The 21,412-nt window shown below is 66.4% G+C and carries 18 protein-coding genes; 12 read left to right on the top strand and 6 right to left on the bottom strand.

Annotated features, from left to right (window positions below; genetic code table 11):
* Window positions 1–28: 28 nt before the first annotated feature.
* Both W823_RS58015 and W823_RS36055 read right to left on the bottom strand, forming a co-directional pair.
* Window positions 29–193 (bottom strand): hypothetical protein, encoded by a 165-nt coding sequence (locus tag W823_RS58015; RefSeq protein ID WP_023955559.1) that lies wholly within the window; start codon window positions 191–193, stop codon window positions 29–31.
* A 292-nt stretch (window positions 194–485) separates the two neighbouring features.
* Window positions 486–2,021, bottom strand: a complete 1,536-nt coding sequence (locus W823_RS36055; RefSeq protein ID WP_023955557.1) for a hypothetical protein — start codon at window positions 2,019–2,021, stop codon at window positions 486–488.
* A 318-nt stretch (window positions 2,022–2,339) separates the two neighbouring features.
* Here W823_RS36055 and W823_RS36050 point away from each other — a divergent pair, with 318 nt between their 5' ends.
* The 3 genes from W823_RS36050 (at window position 2,340) to W823_RS36040 (ending at window position 4,867) form a co-directional block, all read left to right on the top strand.
* Entirely contained in the window at window positions 2,340–2,756 is a 417-nt protein-coding gene (locus tag W823_RS36050) for a DUF3151 domain-containing protein (RefSeq protein ID WP_023955555.1), read from the top strand.
* 25 nt (window positions 2,757–2,781) lie between these two features.
* Window positions 2,782–3,885, top strand: coding sequence for an FUSC family protein (locus tag W823_RS36045; RefSeq protein ID WP_030172416.1), 1,104 nt, complete (start codon window positions 2,782–2,784; stop codon window positions 3,883–3,885).
* A gap of 61 nt (window positions 3,886–3,946) precedes the next feature.
* Window positions 3,947–4,867, top strand: a complete 921-nt coding sequence (locus W823_RS36040; protein ID WP_023955551.1) for a cation diffusion facilitator family transporter — start codon at window positions 3,947–3,949, stop codon at window positions 4,865–4,867.
* Between the two features lie 39 nt (window positions 4,868–4,906).
* Here W823_RS36040 and glgX read toward each other — a convergent pair whose 3' ends face one another.
* From glgX to W823_RS36025, 3 genes are all read right to left on the bottom strand, one after another.
* Complete coding sequence (glgX, locus tag W823_RS36035) at window positions 4,907–7,021, bottom strand: glycogen debranching protein GlgX (RefSeq protein WP_023955549.1); 2,115 nt, start codon at window positions 7,019–7,021, stop codon at window positions 4,907–4,909.
* A gap of 78 nt (window positions 7,022–7,099) precedes the next feature.
* Window positions 7,100–7,885 (bottom strand): site-2 protease family protein, encoded by a 786-nt coding sequence (locus W823_RS36030; protein WP_023955547.1) that lies wholly within the window; start codon window positions 7,883–7,885, stop codon window positions 7,100–7,102.
* Window positions 7,882–8,535 (bottom strand): hypothetical protein, encoded by a 654-nt coding sequence (locus W823_RS36025; protein WP_023955545.1) that lies wholly within the window; start codon window positions 8,533–8,535, stop codon window positions 7,882–7,884. Before W823_RS36025 ends, W823_RS36030 begins: the two co-directional genes overlap by 4 nt.
* Before the next feature lie 226 nt (window positions 8,536–8,761).
* Here W823_RS36025 and W823_RS36020 point away from each other — a divergent pair, with 226 nt between their 5' ends.
* The 7 genes from W823_RS36020 (at window position 8,762) to W823_RS35990 (ending at window position 18,396) form a co-directional block, all read left to right on the top strand.
* Window positions 8,762–10,048, top strand: a complete 1,287-nt coding sequence (locus W823_RS36020; protein WP_023955543.1) for an adenylosuccinate synthase — start codon at window positions 8,762–8,764, stop codon at window positions 10,046–10,048.
* A 143-nt stretch (window positions 10,049–10,191) separates the two neighbouring features.
* Window positions 10,192–12,024 (top strand): FAD-dependent oxidoreductase, encoded by a 1,833-nt coding sequence (locus W823_RS36015; protein WP_031331515.1) that lies wholly within the window; start codon window positions 10,192–10,194, stop codon window positions 12,022–12,024.
* Between the two features lie 19 nt (window positions 12,025–12,043).
* The gene (locus W823_RS36010) at window positions 12,044–12,676 is read left to right on the top strand and encodes a TetR/AcrR family transcriptional regulator (protein ID WP_023955539.1); all 633 of its coding nucleotides are present in this window, start codon (window positions 12,044–12,046) and stop codon (window positions 12,674–12,676) included.
* A gap of 174 nt (window positions 12,677–12,850) precedes the next feature.
* A complete protein-coding gene (locus tag W823_RS36005) occupies window positions 12,851–14,329 on the top strand; it encodes a CitMHS family transporter (RefSeq protein WP_023955537.1) in 1,479 nt (492 codons plus the stop codon).
* Between the two features lie 74 nt (window positions 14,330–14,403).
* The gene (locus tag W823_RS36000; protein WP_031331514.1) at window positions 14,404–16,119 is read left to right on the top strand and encodes a sensor histidine kinase; all 1,716 of its coding nucleotides are present in this window, start codon (window positions 14,404–14,406) and stop codon (window positions 16,117–16,119) included.
* Entirely contained in the window at window positions 16,116–16,805 is a 690-nt protein-coding gene (locus W823_RS35995; RefSeq protein ID WP_031331513.1) for a response regulator, read from the top strand. Before W823_RS36000 ends, W823_RS35995 begins: the two co-directional genes overlap by 4 nt.
* Window positions 16,806–16,842: 37 nt before the next feature.
* On the top strand, window positions 16,843–18,396 hold the full coding sequence (locus W823_RS35990; protein WP_023955531.1) for an adenylate/guanylate cyclase domain-containing protein: 1,554 nt from the start codon (window positions 16,843–16,845) through the stop codon (window positions 18,394–18,396).
* Between the two features lie 63 nt (window positions 18,397–18,459).
* Here W823_RS35990 and W823_RS35985 read toward each other — a convergent pair whose 3' ends face one another.
* Window positions 18,460–20,055: a Na+/H+ antiporter gene (locus W823_RS35985; protein WP_023955529.1), complete on the bottom strand. Its 1,596-nt coding sequence runs from the start codon at window positions 20,053–20,055 to the stop codon at window positions 18,460–18,462.
* Window positions 20,056–20,217: 162 nt separating this feature from the next.
* On the opposite strand from W823_RS35985, the gene W823_RS35980 reads away from it, so the two are divergent.
* The gene (locus W823_RS35980) at window positions 20,218–20,538 is read left to right on the top strand and encodes a UBP-type zinc finger domain-containing protein (protein WP_120802928.1); all 321 of its coding nucleotides are present in this window, start codon (window positions 20,218–20,220) and stop codon (window positions 20,536–20,538) included.
* A gap of 73 nt (window positions 20,539–20,611) precedes the next feature.
* A partial coding sequence (purT, locus tag W823_RS35975) for a formate-dependent phosphoribosylglycinamide formyltransferase (RefSeq protein WP_304413077.1) occupies window positions 20,612–21,412 on the top strand: 801 nt, incomplete at its 3' end.

Genomic DNA, 21,412 nt, shown 5'->3' with positions numbered 1-21,412 from the left:
CGAAAACCGGGTAAGCGGTCCCGGTGGGTCAGAGCGCGATACCCACCAGGACCGCCACTCCGAGCAGTAACAACGCAGCGGCCGCACACAAGACCGAGGTATCCACCCGGCGGTGCGGTCGCTGCGTTGTTGTCATCCGGGCCGGGGCGACGATCACGGGCCTCGGAGCGGCTTGTTGTTGCTCCACCTTCATCTGAGGACGGTCCCGGAAAGGAACGTCCGCCGGCGCGTGGACGCCATGTGGCGCCGGCGGCTGCCATGGACGGCCAGGGGGCTGCGGTGGTCGGCCCGCGGTGTCGCTCGGTCGAGGCGGCGCCTCGAACCCGCTACGTCGAACGGGGCCCGGGGGTCGCTGCGAACGCAATGGGATGGTCGCCGCGTCGATTACACGGTGATGGGGAGGTGGTGATGGCCGGTCCTGCGGTGAGGGCACCGACCAAGCCTAACGCCCGAACGACCGCGAAGGCGCGGTTGTCACAGTCCGATCAGGCTTTGCAGACCTTCCACTCCCCGTCGATCTTGCTCAGTGTGAGTGCCACGTCGAGCTTCTCGTCAGGGGTGAGCGTCTTGTAGGCGATCACCTCTACGACGGCTCCATTGCCGTCGTTGACGATCTTGGACGCCTTGACACCGTCGACGCCGACCAGTTCGTTGTTCTCCTCTTGGATCCGGTGATCCTCGGCGAACTCCTGGTCGGACATGCTCGTAAAGCGTTGCTGCGCTTCGCCGCACGTGATCTGTCGGAGAGTGATGATGTCGCCGTCGCGTAGCGCGGTGGTGTACTCGAGCGCCCGCGCGGCCGCGACGTCGGCGGGGACCTCGCTGGTTTCGTCTCCGGAGGCGACAACGGCGATGACCGCCGCGACCACAGCTGCGATCAGGACCAGTGCGGCGAGAGCGAACCACAGACCTTTACGCGACTTCTTGGGTCCGCCGGCGGTTCGATTCTGCTGGGCGCCGCCTGCAGGCGGAATGTACTGCGGGGCAGCCGGTTCCGCTTTCCAGTCGGGCACCTGCGCGGCCGGCGACCCTGTATTCGACGGCGATCCTGGATTCGACATTGACCTGGTGTTCGAATCGGTCGACGACGTCGTCGGTGCCGCCTTTGTGGTGCTGATCCGCTCCGTCGGTTGGTCGGTGGCGACGGCAGGGGCCGCAGCGGCCGCCATCACCTCCGTCTCGTTCTCGTCGGCGGGTGATCCGACGGGCTCGTCCTTCGACGTCGAGTCGGATTGTGATGCCGAGGATTTCGACGTGGATACCGCCGGGACAGCGGCAAATTGGGCGGTCACGGCCTCGCTGGGCGCCGGGGCGGGGTCGCCGCCGGGCTGTTCCCCGGCAGTGTCCTGACGCGGGGCCTTCTCGTCCGCCGCGGCCTTCTCGTCTGCAACGGCCTGCTCGTCTTCCGGCACGGCCTCGGCTTCGGCTTCGGCGCGATCAGACGTCGTCTGTGCAGGCGCCTCTTCGGGAGCATCCTGCGCCGCCTCCGGTTCAACGGAAGATTCGACAGTCTGACTGTCGGCTGTCTGATCGGCAACCGGCTCATCGGTGTGCGGATCGGCCACAGGTGCGCTGTTGTCCTTCGCATCGGCAGGCTGCTCGTCGTCACCGGACGTATCGGTGGGCTCGTGCGATGCGGCGGCCTCATTCTCCGCGGAGAGCGGGACTTCGACGTCGTCCTCGGCCTCTGCCGTTTCGACGGCCGGGTCGGAGTTCTCGGAGCGCTCGGCAGCCGGAGCTTCGTTGACCACGGCGTCGACCACCGGATCCTGGCTTGCCGTCGCGGCGGTGTCCGGGGTGGCAGGGGAGTCTTCGTCTGCGGCGTCGGCTCGGTTGTCCACCGCGGTATCAGCGTCCGGCTCGACAGGGGACTCGGCAGGGGACGTCGGGCGCTCGGCGGGAGCGGCGCCGGTGCCCGATGCCGACTCCGGGGTCGCGCTCGCCGTGTCGGTCACCGGACTGTCGGCCGAATCGTTCGCGGCCCCCTGCGGCGATTCGCCATCGGACTTTCCCTGCGGCAACAGACCCCCCTGTTTTTCCTGCCCTGCAGGAGATGTTGTGGATGCACCGGGACGTCGTGTTGCTTCGGCCCCGCTACCCGATCTTGCTTCGCGAAGCTTACGAACTGCCGAAAAGGCCCTCCGTACTACAGAATTGCCTTCATCGTCAGGATGTGACATCCACCCAGCCCTGTTCCTCGACCGACACTGTTCACAGTGCACGGGAACCTGGCCGACCTTCGGACAGTCACCCCCGCGCAGCGTCGCGCCCACCCTATCGAATGAACGGGCGGCCGGAGGGGTCGCCCGCACCCGATCGAGAGCTGCGACAATGGTCCGATGACGTCGTTCGGAGATCTTCTCGGCCCTCAGCCCACCCTCTTGACCGGAGACGACGAAGCCGAATCGGACCTGTTGAACGGTTCCGACCCGGCTGCGGTCGCCGCCCAGCACCCGACCGCCTCGATCGCCTGGGCCTACCTGGCCGAAGCCGCCATGAACGAAGGCGCGACCATCACCGCCTACGCCTACGCACGTACCGGCTACCACCGCGGGCTCGACCAGCTGCGCCGGCATGGCTGGAAAGGGTTCGGCCCCGTGCCGTGGAGCCACGAGCCCAACCGCGGGTTCCTGCGTTGCGTCGCCGTGCTCGCCCGGGCGGCGCAGACCATCGGTGAGGAAGACGAATACCGGCGCTGCCTCGATCTGCTGAACGAAAGTGACCCGGCAGCCGCCGGCGAGCTCGGACTCGCCTGACACCGGCGGCTCGGACGGCCGTCTGCTGACCGTTCGCGCGGTGTTCGCCCGCGAACGGTTGCCGGCCCGCGTCCGCGCCCCTCTGCATCGGCTGCGCGTGGCGATCCTGCCGATCCTCCAGTGTTCCTTGGCGGCCGGCCTCGCCTGGTACCTCGCCACCGAGGTGTTCGCCCACGAGCGACCGTTCTTCGCTCCCATCGCCGCGGTCATCTCGTTGGGTCTGTCACTCGGGCAGCGGTGGCGCCGCGCCCTCGAGGTGGCGATCGGCGTGACCGTCGGCGTGGCCGTCGGCGACCTGATCATCGCGGCGATCGGATCGGGCACCTGGCAGATCATGGTGGTCGTCGCCATCGCGATGGTGGTGGCCATCGTGCTCGATCGGGGTCCGCTGGTGCCGATTCAGGCCGCGAGTTCGGCCGTGTTGGTGGCAACGCTCTTGCCGCCAGGAGGAGCCGACGGGTTCCACCGCGTCATCGACGCCTTCATCGGCGGTGTGGTGGCGATCGTGGTGGTTGCGGTGGTTCCCACCCATCCGGTGCTGCGGGCCCGCCGCGACGCCGCCGGGGTGCTCACCACGGTGTCCGATGTGCTCGCAGATGTGGCCGAGGGGCTGCGCCGGATGGACCGCGACCTGCTGCTCGAAGCGCTCGAAGAAGCGCGCGGAACCCAGCCGGAGATCGATGCGATGCGGTCGGACATCTCTGGTGGGCGTGAGATCAGTGTCATCTCCCCGCTGTACTGGAACAGTCGGTCGCGCCTCGAACGCATCACCGCCGTCGCCGATCCGATCGACAATGCGGTGCGAAACGTTCGGGTGCTGGCACGTCGGGCGGCGAGCGCGATGGACAAGAACGAGCCGATCAAGCCCGAGATCGTCGAACTCATCGTCAGCCTCGCGCACGCATTCGAGGTGGTCAACGACATGATCCTGGCCGACCCCGGCCAGCAGCCCGACCCGGCGTCTGCGGCCAGGGTCTTGCGCAGCATCGCCCGTCGCTCGAAGCCAGAACTGGTCGAGGGCAGCGCGCTGTCGGAGACGGTGATCTTGGCGCAGATTCGTTCCACAATCGTTGATCTGCTGATGGTGTGCGGACTTTCCCGCGTCTCGGCGATCGCCACGCTGCGCTGACAGTTGCGACGCATGCGTAGTCATGCATATATTTGGGGTCCACTGACCGCGAAGGGACACGATGGGCCACACGCACAGCCACGGTCACGCCGGGCACGGCGCCGCTGACGACGGAACCCAGCGGCGACTTTGGCCGATGGTGGCCGGGGCAGTCATCATCTCCGTGTTCTTCGCGGTCGAACTGACCGTCGGCATCGCCGTCAACTCGCTGGCTCTGATCGCCGATGCGGGCCACATGCTCACCGATGTGGTGGCCATGGTGATGGGACTGGGCGCTTTGCTGCTCGCCCGGCACGGGAGTTCGAGCGGGGTCAAGACCTTCGGCTGGCACCGCGCCGAGGTTTTCACCGCTGTGGCCAACGCCGTGCTGCTCATCGGCGTGGCCGTATTTGTCCTCTACGAGGCCATCGAGCGCATCGGTACCGATCCCCACGTACCGGGCGGGACCCTGGTGGTGGTGGCGCTCATCGGCCTCGCGGCCAATCTGGCGGTGATGCTGCTGCTACGCGCGGACGCCAAGGGAAGCATCGCGGTGCGCGGCGCGTACATGGAAGTGCTCGCCGACGCCGTCGGGTCGATCGGCGTGCTGGTGGCAGGCGTGGTGACGATGACTACCAGTTGGCCGTACGCGGACCTGGTGGTGGCAGTACTGATTGCGCTGTGGGTCGCCCCGCGCGCCATCCGCCTTGCCGTCGACGCACTTCGGATCCTGGCGCAGCAGGCCCCGGTCCACGTTGACGTGGACAGGATCCAGCGCGAACTCAGCGACCTGGCGGGTGTGACCGAGGTGCACGACCTGCACGTCTGGACGCTGACCACCGGCATGGACGTGGCAACGGTGCATGTGACCGCCACGGCCGACAACGCCGCGGTGCTCGCCGCCGCCAGGGAAGTGCTCGAACGTCATGGCCTCGACCACGCCACCATTCAGGTGGATCCGGCCGGAACTCAAGGCGACTGCCACAAGAAGATCACCTGGTAGCAGCCGCCCGACTCCGCCGAGAGGGCCCGGCCGACGGGGTCAGTCGTCTTCGGGTTCGATGCGGCGCAGCACCAGGAACGCCCGCGCACCGACGGTGACCGTGGTCGGCGCCGTCAATGGCTTCTCGGCTTCGTCGCCCGCGACGGTGGTGTCGAGCACCACCTCCCACTGCTCGCCGTACTTGGTGTCGAGCGGGAACTCGATGGGTTCGTAGTGAGCGCTCAGGAACACCATGAACGAGGCATCGATGATGCGGTCGCCGAAATCGTCGACCTCGGGGATGGCGCTGCCGTTGAGGAACAATCCGACCGCACGACCGAAATCGGCGTTCCAGTCATCCTCGGTCATCTCGCTGCCGTCGGGTCGTAGCCAGGCGATGTCGGGCAGCTTGTCGGCCGATCGTTGCATCGGCCGGCCCTCGAAGAAGCGTCGGCGACGGAACACCGGGTGGTTCGACCGCAACTCGGCGACACGACGGGTGAAATCGATGAGGTCCTCGTCGACGTTTTCCCAATCGACCCAGGCCAGCTCGCTGTCCTGGCAGTACGCGTTGTTGTTGCCGCCCTGCGTCCGTCCCAGTTCGTCACCGTGACTGATCATCGGCACACCCTGCGACAGCAGCAGGGTGGCGATCATGTTGCGGCTCTGCTGGGCACGCAGCGCGAGGATCTCGGGATCGTCGGTTTCGCCTTCGACACCGCAGTTCCACGAGCGGTTGTGGCTCTCGCCGTCGTTGTTGTCCTCACCGTTCGCCTCGTTGTGCTTCTCGTTGTAGGAGACGAGGTCTCGCAGTGTGAAACCGTCGTGGGCGGTGATGAAGTTGATGGACGCGGCAGGCCGCCGTCCGGTGTGCTCGTAGAGATCGGCCGAACCTGTTATGCGAGCGGCGAATTCGCCCAGGGTACCCGGCTCGCCGCGCCAAAAGTCGCGCACGGTGTCGCGGTATTTGCCGTTCCATTCGGTCCACTGCGGGGGGAAGTTGCCCACCTGGTATCCGCCGGGTCCCACGTCCCATGGCTCGGCGATCAGCTTGACCTGACTGACCACCGGGTCCTGCTGGACGAGGTCGAAGAAGCTGGAAAGCCGGTCGACGTCGTAGAACTCGCGGGCCAGAGCGGACGCGAGGTCGAAGCGGAAGCCGTCGACGTGCATCTCGGTGACCCAGTAGCGGAGTGAATCCATCATGAGCTGCAGGGCATGGGGATGCCGGACGTTCAGGGTGTTCCCGGTGCCCGTGTAGTCCATGTAGTACTGCGGATCATCTTCGACCAGACGGTAATACGCGGCATTGTCGATTCCGCGGAACGACAGGGTCGGACCCATGTGGTTGCCCTCGGCGGTGTGGTTGTAGACCACGTCGAGGATGATCTCGATGCCCGCCTCGTGCACGGCCTTGACCATCGACTTGAACTCTTGGACAGGCGCAACCCGCGAGTCGCCCCGGGAGTACTTGGAATCGGGGGCGAAGAACCCGATGGTGTTGTAGCCCCAGTAATTCGAGAGACCGCGGTCCTGCAGCACGGAGTCATCCGCGAAGTGGTGGACCGGCATCAGTTCGAGAGTGGTCACACCCAGGTTCGTCAGATGGTCGAGGATCGCGGGGTGAGCGATCGCGGCGTAGGTGCCGCGCAGCTCCTCGGGGATCGCGGGGTGGGTCTGGGTGAGGCCCTTCACGTGGGCCTCATAGATGACGGTGTCCGCGTAGGCGTGGTGAGGGGGACGGTCGACGCCCCAGTCGAAGTACGGGTTGATCACCACAGACGCAGGCATGTAAGGACCGGAGTCCTCGTTGTTGGGCGTCGACGGGTCGTCGAACATATAGCTGAAAACTGGTTGGGCCCAGTCGAATTTGCCGTCGATCGCCTTGGCGTAAGGGTCGAGGAGGAGTTTGGCCGGGTTGCATCGCAGACCCTGCGCGGGGTCGTTGGGCCCGTGGATGCGGTAGCCATAACGCTGCCCGGGCTCGACGTCAGGCAAGAAGCCGTGCCAGATGAAGCCGTCCTGCTCCAGCAGATCGATCTGCGTTTCCTCGCCGTCGTCGCCGATCAGACACAGCTGCACACGTTCGGCAACTTCACTGAACACCGCGAAATTCGTCCCGGCTCCGCTGTAATTTGCTCCAAGCGGGTACGCCGCACCTGGACGGATCTGCAACTGGTCCTCCTCGCATCAGCACACGGATTTTTCACACTACGACAGGTTCCGGCGCCGTGCTTGGGGGGCGACTACCCCCTACTTCCAGAAGACAAACAAGTCCCAGCCCCACGACGCCAGAAAGCTGCTGACCCCGGACAATTCGAACAACCAGTACACGAGGTCGAAGAACGCACGGTTGAGCTGCGGCACCAGCAGGATGACAAAGATCAGCAGGATCCCGAACGGTGCGACCGGCGCCACCGATCGGCGCGTGTTGTCGGACAGGTACGGCTCGATGATCCCGTAGCCGTCGAGTCCGGGGATCGGCAGGAGGTTGAGCACTGCGGCGGTGATCTGCAGCAGGGCCAGCATCGCCAGCGACGACCAGAAGTTCAGTTCACCGATCAGCGCCGCGTTGTCGCGGCCGGAGATGACCACGAGCAGGACGATGGCGATGAGGATGTTGGCCAACGGGCCCGCAGCGGAGACCAGGCTGCGCTGGGCCCGCGTGAATCCCGACTTGTTCACGTATACGGCGCCACCGGGAAAACCGATGCCGCCCAACAGGATGATGACCAGCGGCAGCCCGATCGACAGGCCGGGATGGGCATACTTGAGAGGGTTGAGTGTGAGGTAGCCGCGGAGCTCGGCGCCGCGGTCACCGAACTTGAACGCGGTGACGGCGTGCCCGAACTCGTGCAGCGACAGCGAGATCACCCAGCCGCCCACAACGAGCAGGAGCGCCCCGATCACCGCCACGGGGTCGTTGTCCCGGCCCGATGTCCAGAGCAGTGCACCGCCCAGCGCGGTGGCCGCGACCACGGCGAGGAACACCGGACCAGGACGCACCGAGCGGATGATCTCGGTGGTGGTGGTGCTCAAGGGCGGACCAACTTCCAGTTGACGTGATGGCGGTAGAAGGTCGACCTCTTGACCGGCCGGGGACCGGGGACCCCGTCGCGGTCGACGACCAGTTGTGGTGCGCCGGTCTGGACGGCCCTGCCGGTGAGCCAGGACGAACGCCAGCGGCGGTCGACCTTGGCCCTGACCCCGGGCATCGTCATCAGCGGTTCGATGACAACTCCCTTGGTCCGCCCGCGGTAGAGCAGGTCGTTGTCGACGTAACTCTCGCCGCCGAGGTCGCCGTCGACGCCGCGCTGGTGGGCGCGGCCGAGCAACACGATGGCCGCATCGTCCCGGACCAGTGGTAGTTCGACGGCGGCGCCGCTCTGGGCCAGTTCGACGGCCGGCGCCCCGAACGGCAGCTCGTAGATCTTGGTGGCAAGAGTGGGGGCGGGCAGGACGAGCGCGACCTCGACGTCGAGGCGCTCGACGAGCATGAGTCGTGCGACCACGGCAGCGCAGAAGGCGTCGGGCAACTCGGGCCCGGCGACCACGACAACTCGTCGCATGTCCGGGTTGGCCAGTGTGGCGGTGACGGCACCGATGATCGACGCGCGTTCGCGCACCGCCCGGACCGTGGCGACGCCCGGCGGGATGAGATCGTCGGCCGCGTCTTGCTCGGCGATCACGCGTAGACCCTGTGGCGCCACCGGTCACCTCACTCGTCTCTTCACCTGCGGCGATCATCCTCGTGACGCCCGTCCGCGATCGTACTGGCGGGCACCGCAGATGGTCTCGGCACGGCGCCGAGAGGTTCTTGAGCCACCGGGATCGGGTAATCGTCGGTCCGAACAAGTAGGGTTGTCCCACGGTTCGGTGTGTCTACGTCACGCTCGAACCGGAAGGAGCGCATAAATGCCTGCGATCGTGCTGATCGGCGCCCAATGGGGCGATGAAGGTAAGGGCAAAGCCACAGATCTACTCGGTGGTCGACTGCAATGGGTGGTGCGATACCAGGGCGGCAACAATGCCGGTCACACGGTGGTTCTGCCCAACGGGGAGACCTTCGCTCTGCATCTGATCCCGTCAGGCATCTTGACTCCGGGAGTCAACAACGTCATCGGCAACGGTGTGGTCGTCGACCCGGGGGTGCTGCTCACCGAGCTCAGCGGTCTCGAGGATCGCGACGTCGACACCACGGGTCTGATGATCTCGGCCGACGCGCATCTGCTGATGCCGTACCACGTCGCCATCGACAAGGTCACCGAGAGATTTCTCGGGAACAAGAAGATCGGCACCACCGGCCGCGGCATCGGGCCCTGCTATCAGGACAAGATCGCCCGGGTCGGCGTGCGGGTCGCCGATGTGCTCGACGAGAGCATCCTGACCCAGAAGGTCGAGGCTGCCCTCGAGATCAAGAACCAGATCCTCACCAAGATCTACAACCGGCGTGCCCTGGACCCGGCGCACGTGGTCGAAGAGGTGCTGGGTCAGGCAGACGGTTTCAAACACCGCATCGCCGACACCAGGCTGCTGCTGAACCAAGCGCTCGAGGCCGGCGAGACCGTGCTGCTCGAAGGGTCGCAGGGCACCCTGCTCGACGTCGATCACGGCACCTATCCGTTTGTGACCTCGTCGAACCCCACGTCGGGTGGCGCGGCGGTGGGCTCGGGCATCGGCCCGACCCGGATCACCACCGTCCTCGGAATCCTCAAGGCCTACACCACGCGAGTGGGGTCGGGGCCGTTCCCCACCGAGCTGTTCGACGAGTGGGGTGCCTACCTGGCCAAGACCGGCGGCGAGGTGGGCGTCACCACCGGCCGCGCGCGTCGCTGTGGCTGGTTCGATGCCGTGATCGCTCGGTACGCCACGCGGGTCAACGGCATCACCGACTACTTCCTGACAAAGCTCGACGTGCTCTCCAGCCTCGACACCGTGCCGATCTGCGTCGCCTACGAGGTGGACGGGGAGCGGGTGGACGAGATGCCGATGACGCAAACCGGGTTCCACCACGCCAAGCCCATCTACGAGGAGATGCCCGGCTGGTGGGAGGACATCTCACAGTGCCGCACCTTCGACGACCTGCCGAAGAATGCCCAGGACTACGTGCTCCGACTCGAAGAGCTGTCCGGCGCGCACATCTCGTGCATCGGCGTGGGGCCCGGCCGGGAGCAGACCATCGTGCGGCGCGACATCCTCTAGCCGACGGCACGGGCCTGGCCCCTGTGGCTCGCCCGGGCTCGTCTGACGGGACTGATCTGCCGAACCGTCCCAACCGCGGCGAACGCTGTGATAGACATCCCTCAGGGAACAGTCAGTACTGACTGTTGGGAGGGGTCTCGATCATGGTGGGTACGACAACGGGCGACCGAGGGGTGTCTCGGCGCACCCTGCTCAAGGGGGCCGCGGCGGCGACCGGCGCTATCGGCACCAGCTTTGTGGTGCCGTCGCTGGTCGGACCGGTTGCCCGTGCGGTCCCACCGACGGGGGCCGGCGGCGGTCGCGAGGTCGCGGTCTTCGGCGGCGGGATGTCAGGACTGGCCGTGGCCCAAGAACTCATCGAGCGTGGTTTCTCGGTGACCGTCTATGAGCCTGCCTTCCTAGGGGGTAAGGCACGGAGCATGGACGTGCCCGGCAGCGCCGCCGGCGGACGGATGGCGCTGCCGGGGGAGCACGGTTTCCGCTTCTTTCCCGGTTGTTATCAACACGTTCCGGACACCATGGCGCGAATCCCGTTGCCAGGTGGGGGAAACGTCAGGGACCGACACCTGATCAATGTCGAGGGTGCGGTGGTGGCCCTCGACGAACCGGGTTATGCGCCGGTCACCGCACCACAGTCGATCGACGGGCTCGTGCAGCATGTCGGCGCCATCGCCGATCTAGACAATCTTCGCAACACCTTGATGACGTCGCTGAAGATCGCCGGAGACGTACCCGCCCACGAACTCGCGTTCTTCGTGCAGCGAGAACTCGTCATCGCGACCAGTTGCGAGGAACGGCGAATCGGTCAGTGGGAGAAGCAGTCCTGGATGGAGTTCGTCAAGGCCAATGGCAAATCCCCTGCCTACCAGAAGTATCTGGTGAGCGCCCTGACCCGAGCGACGGTTGCGGCCAAACCCGACATGGGGTCGGCGCGCACCATCGGGCAGATCGGACTCGCGCTGGTCACCTCGGCCACCGGTCTGATCTCGCAGTACGCCGGGACCATCGTCGGGGGTGGGGTGGACCGAATCCTCAACGCTCCCACCAATCACGCGTGGATAGACCCGTGGGTGGCGTACTTGCGTGGTCGGGGCGTGCGGTTCGTGATGGGCCAGGCCGCAACCGGCTTCGACGTGCAGGGTGGACGGATCACCGGTGCCCGGGTGACCGGCGACGCCGGTTCCAGCTCCACCGTGACCGCCGACTGGTACGTCGCTGCCATGCCGCTGGACCGGCTCAAACCGCTCCTGCGGCCGGATCTCCTTGCGGCCGCGCCGGCACTCGAGGGCATCAACCACCTGGTCGACGACTGGATGGTGGGAATCCAGTACTTCCTGTCGCGGCGGTCTGATGTGGTGCCGAGTCACATTGCGGCGCTGGGGACTCCGTGGGCCCTGACCGGCCTGTTCCAGGCGGCGCCGTGGGAGGTCGACTTCGGGAGGATCTACGGCGACGGGTGGGTACACGACTGCCTGTCGGTGGACATCTCCGACTGGGACACTCCGGGAATCCTGTACGGCAAAACCGCCAAACAATGCACCAAAGACGAGGTCGCCAAGGAGGTCTGGGCGCAGATGAGCCGCGCGCTCAACCGTGGCTCGAAGCCGATCCTGCGCGACGAGGAACTGGTGAGCTGGCATCTCGATCCGGGTATCACCTGGGAACCCGCCATCTCCAACGCGACGCCGTTGATGGTGAACACCGCCGATTCCTACCGGCACCGGCCCACCGCCGAGACCGCGATCTCGAACTTCTTCATCGGCGGCGACCACGTGCGCACGAACATCGACCTCGCGACGATGGAGGGTGCCAACGAGTCGGGACGGCGGGTGGCCAACGCAATTCTGGACGCGGCAGGTAGCAACGCCGCTCGCGTGGCGGTGCACCCGCTCTGGGAACTCCCGCTGCTGGACCCGTTCAAACAGACCGACCGCGACCGCTACCGGGCGGGTCTGCCACACATCATGGACGTGTGAGCCGCGGTAGCATCACCGGATGACCACCGGGCCCGAATCTGATCCTGTCGCAGTCGATCTCGGACCACGGGAGTCCAAGGGCACACGTAGTCGCAATCACATACTCGACGCGGCGCTCGAGGTGCTGATCGACAGGGGTTACGCCCAGGCGAGCACCCTCGCCATCCAAGAGGCCGCAGGGGTATCGCGCGGAAAGCTGTTGCATCACTTCCCATCTCGCGATGACCTGCTGATGGCGGCCGTGCATCACCTCGCGAAGGTGCGCATCGAGGACCTGGCCCGCCAGGTCGACTGGCCCGATGATCCGATCGAGCGGATCTCCCTCGGCATCGACACCGGATGGTCGACATTCCACCAGCCGTACTTCGTCGCGTCCATCGAGCTCTGGACCGCCGCGCGCACCAACACCAACCTGCGCAGTGCGCTGCTGCCCGCAGAACGTGAATTGGGCCCGACCGTCCGCGCTGCTGTCGCATCATTTCTCGGGCCGGTTCTGACGTCCGCGCCCCGCTACGACGAGCTGTATCCGATCCTGCTCTCCGGAATGCGCGGGGCGGCCATGCCGTACCTCATCGACAGACGCGACCCCCGCAACGATCCGCATCTTCCGCTGTGGAAAACGCTGACAGCTCACTATCTGCTGCCGGGTTGACGGATAAAACCTGCAGTTCAACCCGTTTCATGCGGTGTTGCGAACGGTGAGCAAAACGCGCAAAACGCGACTTACGCGCTCAAGCGTGACTGTGACGTGCGCTACCTCAAGACTTCGGATGTAGCGGAGGTCACTCCCGCCAGTCCACAGTCGCCAACCGAGAGCAGCGTTGTCATGTTAGTAGCCTTGGGCCTCCTGATGGTGGCCACCTTCATGTTCCTCATCATGACCAAGAGGACCACTCCGGTGGTGGGCCTCATCCTGGTCCCGATCGCCTTCGGTCTGTTCGCCGGCGCGGGCCTGGGGATCAGCGACATGATCACCGACGGCATCGAGGACCTGGCCCCGACAGCGGCGATGCTCTTCTTCGCCATCATCTACTTCGGCATCATGATCGATGTCGGCCTGTTCGACCCGATCGTGCGCGGAGTCGTCCGGGCGGTGAAGGCCGATCCGGCACGGCTGGTGGTGGGAACGGCGTTGCTGGCGATGGTGGTGTCCCTCGACGGTGACGGCTCCACCACATTCATCATCGTCACCTCGGCACTGCTGCCCCTCTACCTCAAGCTGGGTGTCAGTCCGGTGGTCCTGACGGTCACCGCGGGTCTGGCCAACGGCACCCTGAACATCCTCCCGTGGGGTGGGCCGACCGCGCGTGCCGCTGCGGCACTGGGCATCTCACCGTCCGAGGTGTTCATCCCGATGATCCCGTCGCTGGTTGTCGGTCTTGTCATCGTGCTCCTGTTCTCCTACCACCTCGGCCTGATGGAACGTCGCAGGATCGGTTCGATCACCATCAAGGAATCGGTGCTGGCCCGTGAGTCCGCCGACGTCCTGGTCGGCAGTGGCGGCGGCAACGGCGGCAGCGGCAACGGCCGTGGTCGCGGACCGCGGCGAGGCACCGGTGGTTCGGGTACGGGTGGTTCGGGCACAGACGCATTCGGTGCAGGCTCCAGTGAACTCCGGAACACCGATTCAGGCGGCACCGCAGACGCCGGCATCGTCGCCGGCGCGCTAGACCCTGATCGCGACATCTTGCGTCCCAGGCTCTTCTGGATCAACGCGGCGCTCACCGTCGCCCTGCTCGCCGTGCTCGGAATGGACGTCGTCGCCATCCCGGTGCTGTTCATGGTGGCCGCCGGCATCGCGCTGGTGATCAACTTCCCGCACATCAAGGATCAGCAGCAGGCAATCACCAGGCACTCCTCGAGCATCGTCTCCGTGGTGGCCATGGTTCTCGCGGCGGCAGTCCTCACCGGGGTCTTCGCAGGCACCGGCATGGTGGAGGCGATCGCACAGTGGCTGACCTCCGTGCTCCCTGATTCGATGGGACCGCACCTGGCCGTGATCACCGGCCTCCTGTCGATGCCGTTCACGTTCCTCATGAGCAACGACGCCTTCTACTTCGGTGTGCTGCCGGTGCTCTCGGAAACCGCCGCCACCTACGGGATCACCCCCGCCGAGATGGCACGGGCCTCCATCACAGGCCAGACCGTGCACATGCAGAGCCCGCTGGTTCCGGCGATCTTGTTGCTTGTGTCGCTCGCCGGGGTCTCGCTGGCCGATCATCACAAGAAGGTGCTGTGGCGGGCCGCGGCGGTCTCGGTCGCGATGCTTGTGGTCGGCACCCTTGTGGGAGCCATCCCCATCTGATCGACAACACGATGGCCAAACTGTTGGCAGGCAACGTGGGCACCCGTCGGATGGCGGGTGCCTACGCTGTGTTCATGCGGTTGCGAAACCAGGTCCTGCTCCTGCAGGTGGTGGTGATCCTGGTCAGTCTCGGTGTCGGCTTCGGCATCGTGATCTCCGGCAGCGACGACAAACTCCGGGAGGAATACGGTCAGCGCGCACTCGCCATCGCCAGATCGGTGGCGACCGACGATCAGGTGCGCGCCGAGGTGGCCGCGGGCAGCGGCAACTCGCTCGATCAGAAAGCTCTTGCCGGCGGACCGCTCCAAGCGCAGGCAGTCGCCGTCGCCGACCGCACCGGCGCCCTCTTCGTGGTCATCGCCAACAATCGTGGACTGAGGCTTGCGCACCCCGACACAACCGAACTGACCCGCCCCCTCAGTACCGATCCGGGCCGTGCACTCGGCGGTCGAGAGGACCTGGCCACCGACCGTGGAACGCTGGGCGAATCGGTGCGTGCCAAGGTACCGGTCCTCGCCCCGGACTCCACCGAGGTTGTCGGGCTCGTGAGCGTCGGGATCTCCACGGAGAAGATCAGCGACGACCTGCGCGGTGATGTGATCGCCCTTGTCCTCATCGCACTGGCCGCGCTCCTCGCCGGTGTCATCGGCTCGGCGCTGCTCGCGCGGCGGTGGCGTCGCCTCACCCTGGGCCTGGAACCGGACCAACTCGCGGAGCTGGTGCGTGAGCAAGGGGCGGTACTGCACTCGATCGGTGAAGGTGTTGTTGCCATCGACCCATCCGGTGTGGTCCGGGTGATCAACGACAAGGCGCGCACCCTCTTGGGCGTGACCGCCGACATCGGCACCCCGGTCACCGAGGTGGGTCTGACCGCACGCGTGCTGGAGGTCGCGACCACGCCCGTGCAGACGCCGCGGTCGGCCGCGGTGGGTGACCGTGTGGTGCTGGTCAGTTCCCACCAGGTGCGGCGCGACGGTACAGATCTAGGCATCGTGTTGTCGGTGGTGGACCGCACCGACGTGGAAGCCCTTACCCGACAGCTCGACTCGATCAAGTCGATGACCGATGCCCTGCGCGCTCAGCGACACGAATCGGCCAACCGGATGCACGTCACCGCCGGCTTGCTGCGGCAAGGCGATGCCGGCGCTGCACTCGACTATCTGGACGAGGTGATGGGCACAGGTCCGTACGGCATCGACCTGCCCGGCAGCGAGAACATCAACGAGCCGCACCTGCGGGCATTCCTCGACGCCAAGGCAGCCTCCGCCCGCGAGCGCGGCGTACTGCTCACGCTGGGTCCACAGACGTTGGTCTCCGGAACATTGCAGGACCCGGTGGCCGCAACGACAATCGTGGGCAACCTCACCGACAATGCATTAGAGGCCGCCTCCGGCGGGGCAATCGGGGCCGCCTCCGGCAATGCATCAGAGGCCGCCTCCGGCGGGGCACCCGCCCAGGTCGAGGTGGAACTGATCGTCGCAGACGACACCTTGCTGGTGGTCGTGTCGGACTCCGGGCCCGGTGTGAGGCTCGCCGATCCGCGGCAGGTCTTCACCGAGGGCGTCACCACCCACAAGGACGACTCCGTGCCCGGCGGGCGGGGGATGGGTCTGGCGCTGTCGCGACAGCTGGCGCAAACCCGCGGCGGGGACCTGACACTCGTGGATGCGGGCGGCGACGCCAAGCAACCCGACAACCTCCTCGGTGGCGCCGTCTTCGTCGCGCGGCTGCCCAGGATGCTGAGCCCGCACGAACCAGTCGAACCGCTGGACCAGGAGCCGGCGCGATGACAGCCCGGGAGTTCAAGGTGCTCATCGTGGACGACGACTTCCGGGTCGCCGGTCTGCACGCGTCCATCGTCGAGGCCGTCGGTGGGTTCTCGGTGGCAGGCACAGCAGGCGGTCGCGAGCAGGCCCTCTCGGTCCTCGCCGAACAACCCGACGTCGACCTCGCCCTCGTCGACGTCCACCTGCCCGATGGTTCCGGACTCGAACTCGCGGCCCAGATCGGCTGCGACACGTTTGTCGTCAGCGCCGAGACCGACAGCGCTGCCATCCGGCGCGCGTTCCGCGGTGGGGCGCTGACGTACCTGATCAAACCGTTCGAGAACACCGAGCTCGCGCGTCGACTGTCCGCTTACGCGCAGTATCGGCGCATCCTGGCTGCACCGGCGATCGACCAGAGCACTGTCGACGCCGCGGTCAGCGCATTGCGGTTCGGCCGCGTCACGCGAGAGAGCTCCGAAAGTGGCTCGCACACAGAGCAACTGATTTTGGAGGCGTTCGCGCAATCGGGCCAGGTGATGTTCGCCGACGAGGTGTCCGCGGCGGTCGGCATCTCGCCGCCCACCGCCCGGCGGCATCTCGCCCACATGGTGGCGTCGGGAAAGCTGGCGATGCGCCTGCGCTACGGCGCCACCGGCAGGCCCAAACAGGAGTACCGCCTGCCTGGTGAGCGCCGATCCGCAGTAGATTGACCGGCGTGAAACCCACTCGCACCACACCGGAGCGCCGATGAGGCTCTCGCGGCGCGAGTCCGACTACGGATCCATCCTCCTGGGGTCCACGCAGGACTCCATCCACAAGAAGCGGATCCGGATCCAGCTCCTGATCTCCGTCGGTGTCCTCACCGCCAACGCCATCGGTGCCGGCATGGTAATCCTGCTGGTGACCATCGGCATCCCCGAGCCGAGCGTGCTGCAGTCCGGTCTGTGGTGGGTCAACTTCATCGTGGTGCCGGTCTATGTCTCGCTGGCCTTCCTGATCGGACTATGGGTGGGCACCACCCGAGTATTGCGACGACTCCGGTGGGCGTTGCGCGACGAACCGCCGACGGCGGCCCAGGCGCGCGCAGCACTGAAGGCACCAGCACTGCTCACCAGGCTGCAGGCCGCGCTGTGGGTGGTGGCAGGCATCCTGTTCACCACCGCATACGGGGTCTACGACGCTGCCCTCATCCCCAAGATCGCATTCGTGGTGGGGCTCTCGGCAGCCGTGGTGTGCTCCATCGCGTATCTGCTGACCGAGTTCTCCCTGCGGCCCGTCGCCGCCCAGGCCCTCGAAGCCGGGCACGTCCGCGCTGCCCGCCGCGGCAGCCTGCGCACACGCGGAATGCTGACCTGGTCGGTGGGATCAGGCATCCCCATCGTCGGGGTGATGCTCGTGGTCATCTTCGGGCTGTTCCGCGACGACACCACCAAGGTCGACATCTTCATCGCCGTCACGGTCCTGAGCGCCACCGCACTGTTCACCGGGTCGATCCTGAACTTCCTGAGCATGGACAGCATCGTCGCGCCCATCCGTACCGTCCGGCAGGGGATGAGCCGGGTTCGCAGCGGAGACAACGACGTACGGGTGGTGGTCTTCGACGGCACCGAACTCGGCGACCTGCAGGCGGGTTTCAACTCGATGGTCGCCGGTCTCGGCGAACGCGAGCGCCTGCGCGACCTGTTCGGCCGTCACGTCGGCAAGGAGGTCGCCGAGGCCGCTTTGGCGCAGGACCCCGAACTCGGCGGCAGCGAACAGACCGTCGCCGTGCTGTTCATCGACGTCATCGGCTCCACCACCTTGGCCGCCACCCGCCCGCCCGCCGATGTGGTGAACATCCTGAACCAGTTCTTCGCCGTGGTGGTGTCGACCGTCGAGAAGCACGACGGACTGGTCAACAAGTTCCAGGGCGACGCGGTGCTCGCCGTGTTCGGGGCTCCGATCGGCCTGTCCGATTCCGCCGCATCGGCCCTCGTCGCCGCGCGTGAGATCAGCGAGGAACTGGCCATCAAAGTGCCGCAACTGCAGGCGGGCATCGGTGTCGCCTACGGTCCGGTGGTCGCGGGCAACGTGGGCGCCATCCAGCGTTTCGAGTACACCGTCATCGGCGACGCCGTGAACGAGGCCGCCCGGCTCAGTGAACTCGCGAAAAAGGACCCGGGCCGTCCTCTCTCATCGGGCCGCGCGGTCGAGGCGGCATCGAAATCCGAAGCGTCACAATGGCACCACCAGGACTCGACGGTATTACGTGGCCGCTCCGAGGCCACCGAGGTGTACGCGACCCAGAGTTCCGCCGACTGACAGACCGCTCGTCACAACTGCTTTCGGCTATCCACTGTCACACCTGCTTTCGGCTGCCGACTGTCACACCTGCTTTCGGCTGTCGCCGAGACCTTCGGCGAGGTCGAGCTGCCGCAACGCGCTCCGTAGCACCTCGTCGTCGATCCGCCCGCGGTCGCGTTCGTCGATGAACACCTCGCGCTGAATCTGGATGAGCTCGTTGCGGATCCGGTTGTACGCCTCCGTCGGACTCTCGCCGATCTCGTCGGAGTCCCGGCCCAGTCCTTCCCACGCAAGGTTCTTCCGGGCCCGGATCCAGTGCTCCAAGATCTTCACCTGCTCCAGGCGGGCGTCACCCTCGGGTATCTCGGCCTTGATCTGCTCGAGCCGCGCGAACGCGGTCCGGCCGGCGCGGTCCTGGGCGCGGGCCAGGCCCACCAGATCGGCCTGCCTCTCATCACCCTGCACACCGAGCCACCTGATGAGCAACGGCAACGTGGTTCCTTGCAACAACAAGGTCCCGACCACCACCACAAAGGCGAGGAACAAGATCGCGTCGCGGGCCGGGAACTGGGTACCGTCGTCGACGGTGAGCGGAATGGCAAAGGCCGCAGCAAGACTGACCACCCCGCGCATGCCCGCCCACGACACCACAAACACCGCGCCGGGCTGTGGATACGGTTCACGCTCACGTATTCGTGGGAACAGCCGGGCACCGTATGTCGCTCCGAACACCCAGACGATGCGGATCGCGATGGTCGCGGCGAAGACGGCGGCCGCGGCCCAGCAGATCGCGGCGGTCGACCGGTCTCCCAGACCTTCGATGACCTGCGGGAGCTGGAGTCCGATGAGCAGGAACACAAACGACTCGAGGATGGCGTCGATCGAACGCCAGACGGCGTTGTCCTGCAAGCGGGTGGCGTATCCCTCGCGCACCGACCGCTGACCCAGATAGAGGCCCGCCGCGACAACCGCGATCACACCCGATGCATGGATCTCCTCGGCGACGAAGTAGATCGCAAACGGCGCGATGATTCCCAGGGCCGTCTCCATCGGGGGATCGGTGAGGAAGTGGCGCATGAAGGCGACCGCGAGCCCGGCAGCAAGTCCCACGATCAGGCCGCCGACGGCAGCGATCAGGAAGGCCAGGATGCCGTCCCACACGGTGGTGGTCGCGCCCACAGCCGCGGCCAACGCCAAGCGGTAGGCCGTCAGGGCGGTGGCGTCGTTCAGCAGGCTCTCGCCGCCCAGCAGCGTCATCACGCGCCGGGGCAGACCCAGACGGCGACCGACGGCCTGCGCAGACACGGCATCGGGCGGGGCGATCACCGCACCCAGGACAAAAGCGGCGGCCCAGGGGAGGTCGGGGACGGCGTAGTACGCGACCACTCCGACCCCCGCGGTGGTCGCGAGCGGCAGCCCGACGGCCAGCAGTCCTACCGCGCGGACGTTCTTGCGCAGCGCCACATAGGAACTGTCCAGGGCAGCCGAGTAGAGCAGCGGCGGCAACACCGCGAACAGGACCAGCTCGGGTTCCAGGGTGAACTCGGGGAGACCTGGGATCCAGCCGAGCCCCAGCCCCACCACCACCAGCACCAACGGGGCAGAGAGACCGAATCGGCGACAGATGGCGGCCAGGATCACCGCGACCACGGCGACGATCAACAGTCCTTCGTCCACCGTCCGAATTCCTCCCTCAGCGCACACCCGACCGAACCAGCCAAAGATACGGGAGAATGGAATTGTTCTCGCCGCAGACGTCTCCCGTCGCCGAGGCCTGGCCCGAGCCCGCTCGCGAACCACATGAGGAAGGACCTGATGCGCAACCCCATCCGGTCGGTCATGCACCGCAACATCAAACCGTCCACATTGCTTGCCGACGTGGCGGACGAATTGTGCCCCGAACTCGTCCAGACCAGTGAGGATCCGTCGGCGGACCCACCCGTCGACTCGCAAGATGCATGCCAGGACTGCGTTGCCGAGGGCGTCGATCACTGGGCGCACCTTCGTAAATGCCTGACCTGCGGACATGTCGCCTGCTGTGATTCGAGTCCCCGCAAGCACGCCACCGCACATTTCAAGTCCACCGGGCACCCGGTGATGCGTTCGGCCGAGCCCGGCGAGACGTGGCGCTGGTGCTATCGGCATGCCCAGATGGGCTGACCCGGCCCCGGCAGTCCGCGCCCGGTGATCGTCAGGTGTAGAACGGCCGACCGAAGGCGCTAGCCTTAGCTCTGTGACTACCAATACCTCGGGAAGCGGCGTTGTCATCTCTGCCGTGCCCGACCGTATCGGCACTCCACTGACCCCGGGCGCCACCAAGGTGATGTTGCTCGGCGCCGGGGAACTCGGCAAAGAAGTGATCATCGCCTTCCAGCGGCTCGGCGTCGAAGTGGTTGCGGTCGATCGTTATCCGAACGCTCCGGGACATCAGGTCGCCCACCGCTCACACGTGGTGAACATGACCGACCCGCGCGCACTGCGTGCCGTGATCGAGGCCGAGCAACCAGACTTCGTGGTCCCCGAGATCGAGGCCATCGCCACCGAGGTCCTCGTCGAGGTCCACGAAGACGGTCTGACCGAGGTGATCCCCACCGCGCGTGCCACGGCCCTGACGATGAACCGCGAGGGCATCCGTCGGCTGGCCGACGAAAGGCTGGGTCTTCCGACGTCGCCCTACGCGTTCGCCGATTCGGCCGACGAGGTCCGTTCCGCGACCAACCGGGTCGGGTTCCCGTGTGTGGTCAAACCGGTGATGTCATCGTCGGGCAAGGGCCAGAGTGTGGTGCGCGGGCCGGACGAGGTCGACCGAGCCTGGGACCACGCCGTCGCCGGCGGTCGCGTCCAGGGTGGACGGGTCATCGTCGAAGGTTTCATCGACTTCGACTACGAGATCACCCTGCTGACCGTGCGCGCCGTCGATCCGAACACCGGCCGTCTCGGCACATACTTCTGCGCACCGATCGGACACCGTCAGCAACAGGGCGACTACGTCGAGTCGTGGCAGCCTCAGCCGATGAGCGAGACCGCCCTGGGC

This window comes from Williamsia sp. D3 (assembly GCF_000506245.1).
Classification (GTDB): domain Bacteria; phylum Actinomycetota; class Actinomycetes; order Mycobacteriales; family Mycobacteriaceae; genus Williamsia; species Williamsia muralis.
The sequence above is the reverse complement of the archived record's forward strand: the minus strand, read 5'-3'. Positions and strand labels throughout refer to the sequence as shown.

Excerpts from the sequence above, each read along its gene's own strand:
- W823_RS58015 (WP_023955559.1), bottom strand. The coding sequence starts at position 193 with ATGAAGGTGGAGCAACAACAAGCCGCTCCGAGGCCCGTGATCGTCGCC.
- W823_RS36050 (WP_023955555.1), top strand. The coding sequence starts at position 2,340 with ATGACGTCGTTCGGAGATCTTCTCGGCCCTCAGCCCACCCTCTTGACC.
- W823_RS36040 (WP_023955551.1), top strand. The coding sequence starts at position 3,947 with ATGGGCCACACGCACAGCCACGGTCACGCCGGGCACGGCGCCGCTGAC.
- W823_RS36020 (WP_023955543.1), top strand. The coding sequence starts at position 8,762 with ATGCCTGCGATCGTGCTGATCGGCGCCCAATGGGGCGATGAAGGTAAG.
- W823_RS36015 (WP_031331515.1), top strand. The coding sequence starts at position 10,192 with ATGGTGGGTACGACAACGGGCGACCGAGGGGTGTCTCGGCGCACCCTG.
- W823_RS36010 (WP_023955539.1), top strand. The coding sequence starts at position 12,044 with ATGACCACCGGGCCCGAATCTGATCCTGTCGCAGTCGATCTCGGACCA.
- W823_RS36005 (WP_023955537.1), top strand. The coding sequence starts at position 12,851 with ATGTTAGTAGCCTTGGGCCTCCTGATGGTGGCCACCTTCATGTTCCTC.
- W823_RS36000 (WP_031331514.1), top strand. The coding sequence starts at position 14,404 with ATGCGGTTGCGAAACCAGGTCCTGCTCCTGCAGGTGGTGGTGATCCTG.
- W823_RS35995 (WP_031331513.1), top strand. The coding sequence starts at position 16,116 with ATGACAGCCCGGGAGTTCAAGGTGCTCATCGTGGACGACGACTTCCGG.
- W823_RS35990 (WP_023955531.1), top strand. The coding sequence starts at position 16,843 with ATGAGGCTCTCGCGGCGCGAGTCCGACTACGGATCCATCCTCCTGGGG.
- W823_RS35980 (WP_120802928.1), top strand. The coding sequence starts at position 20,218 with ATGCACCGCAACATCAAACCGTCCACATTGCTTGCCGACGTGGCGGAC.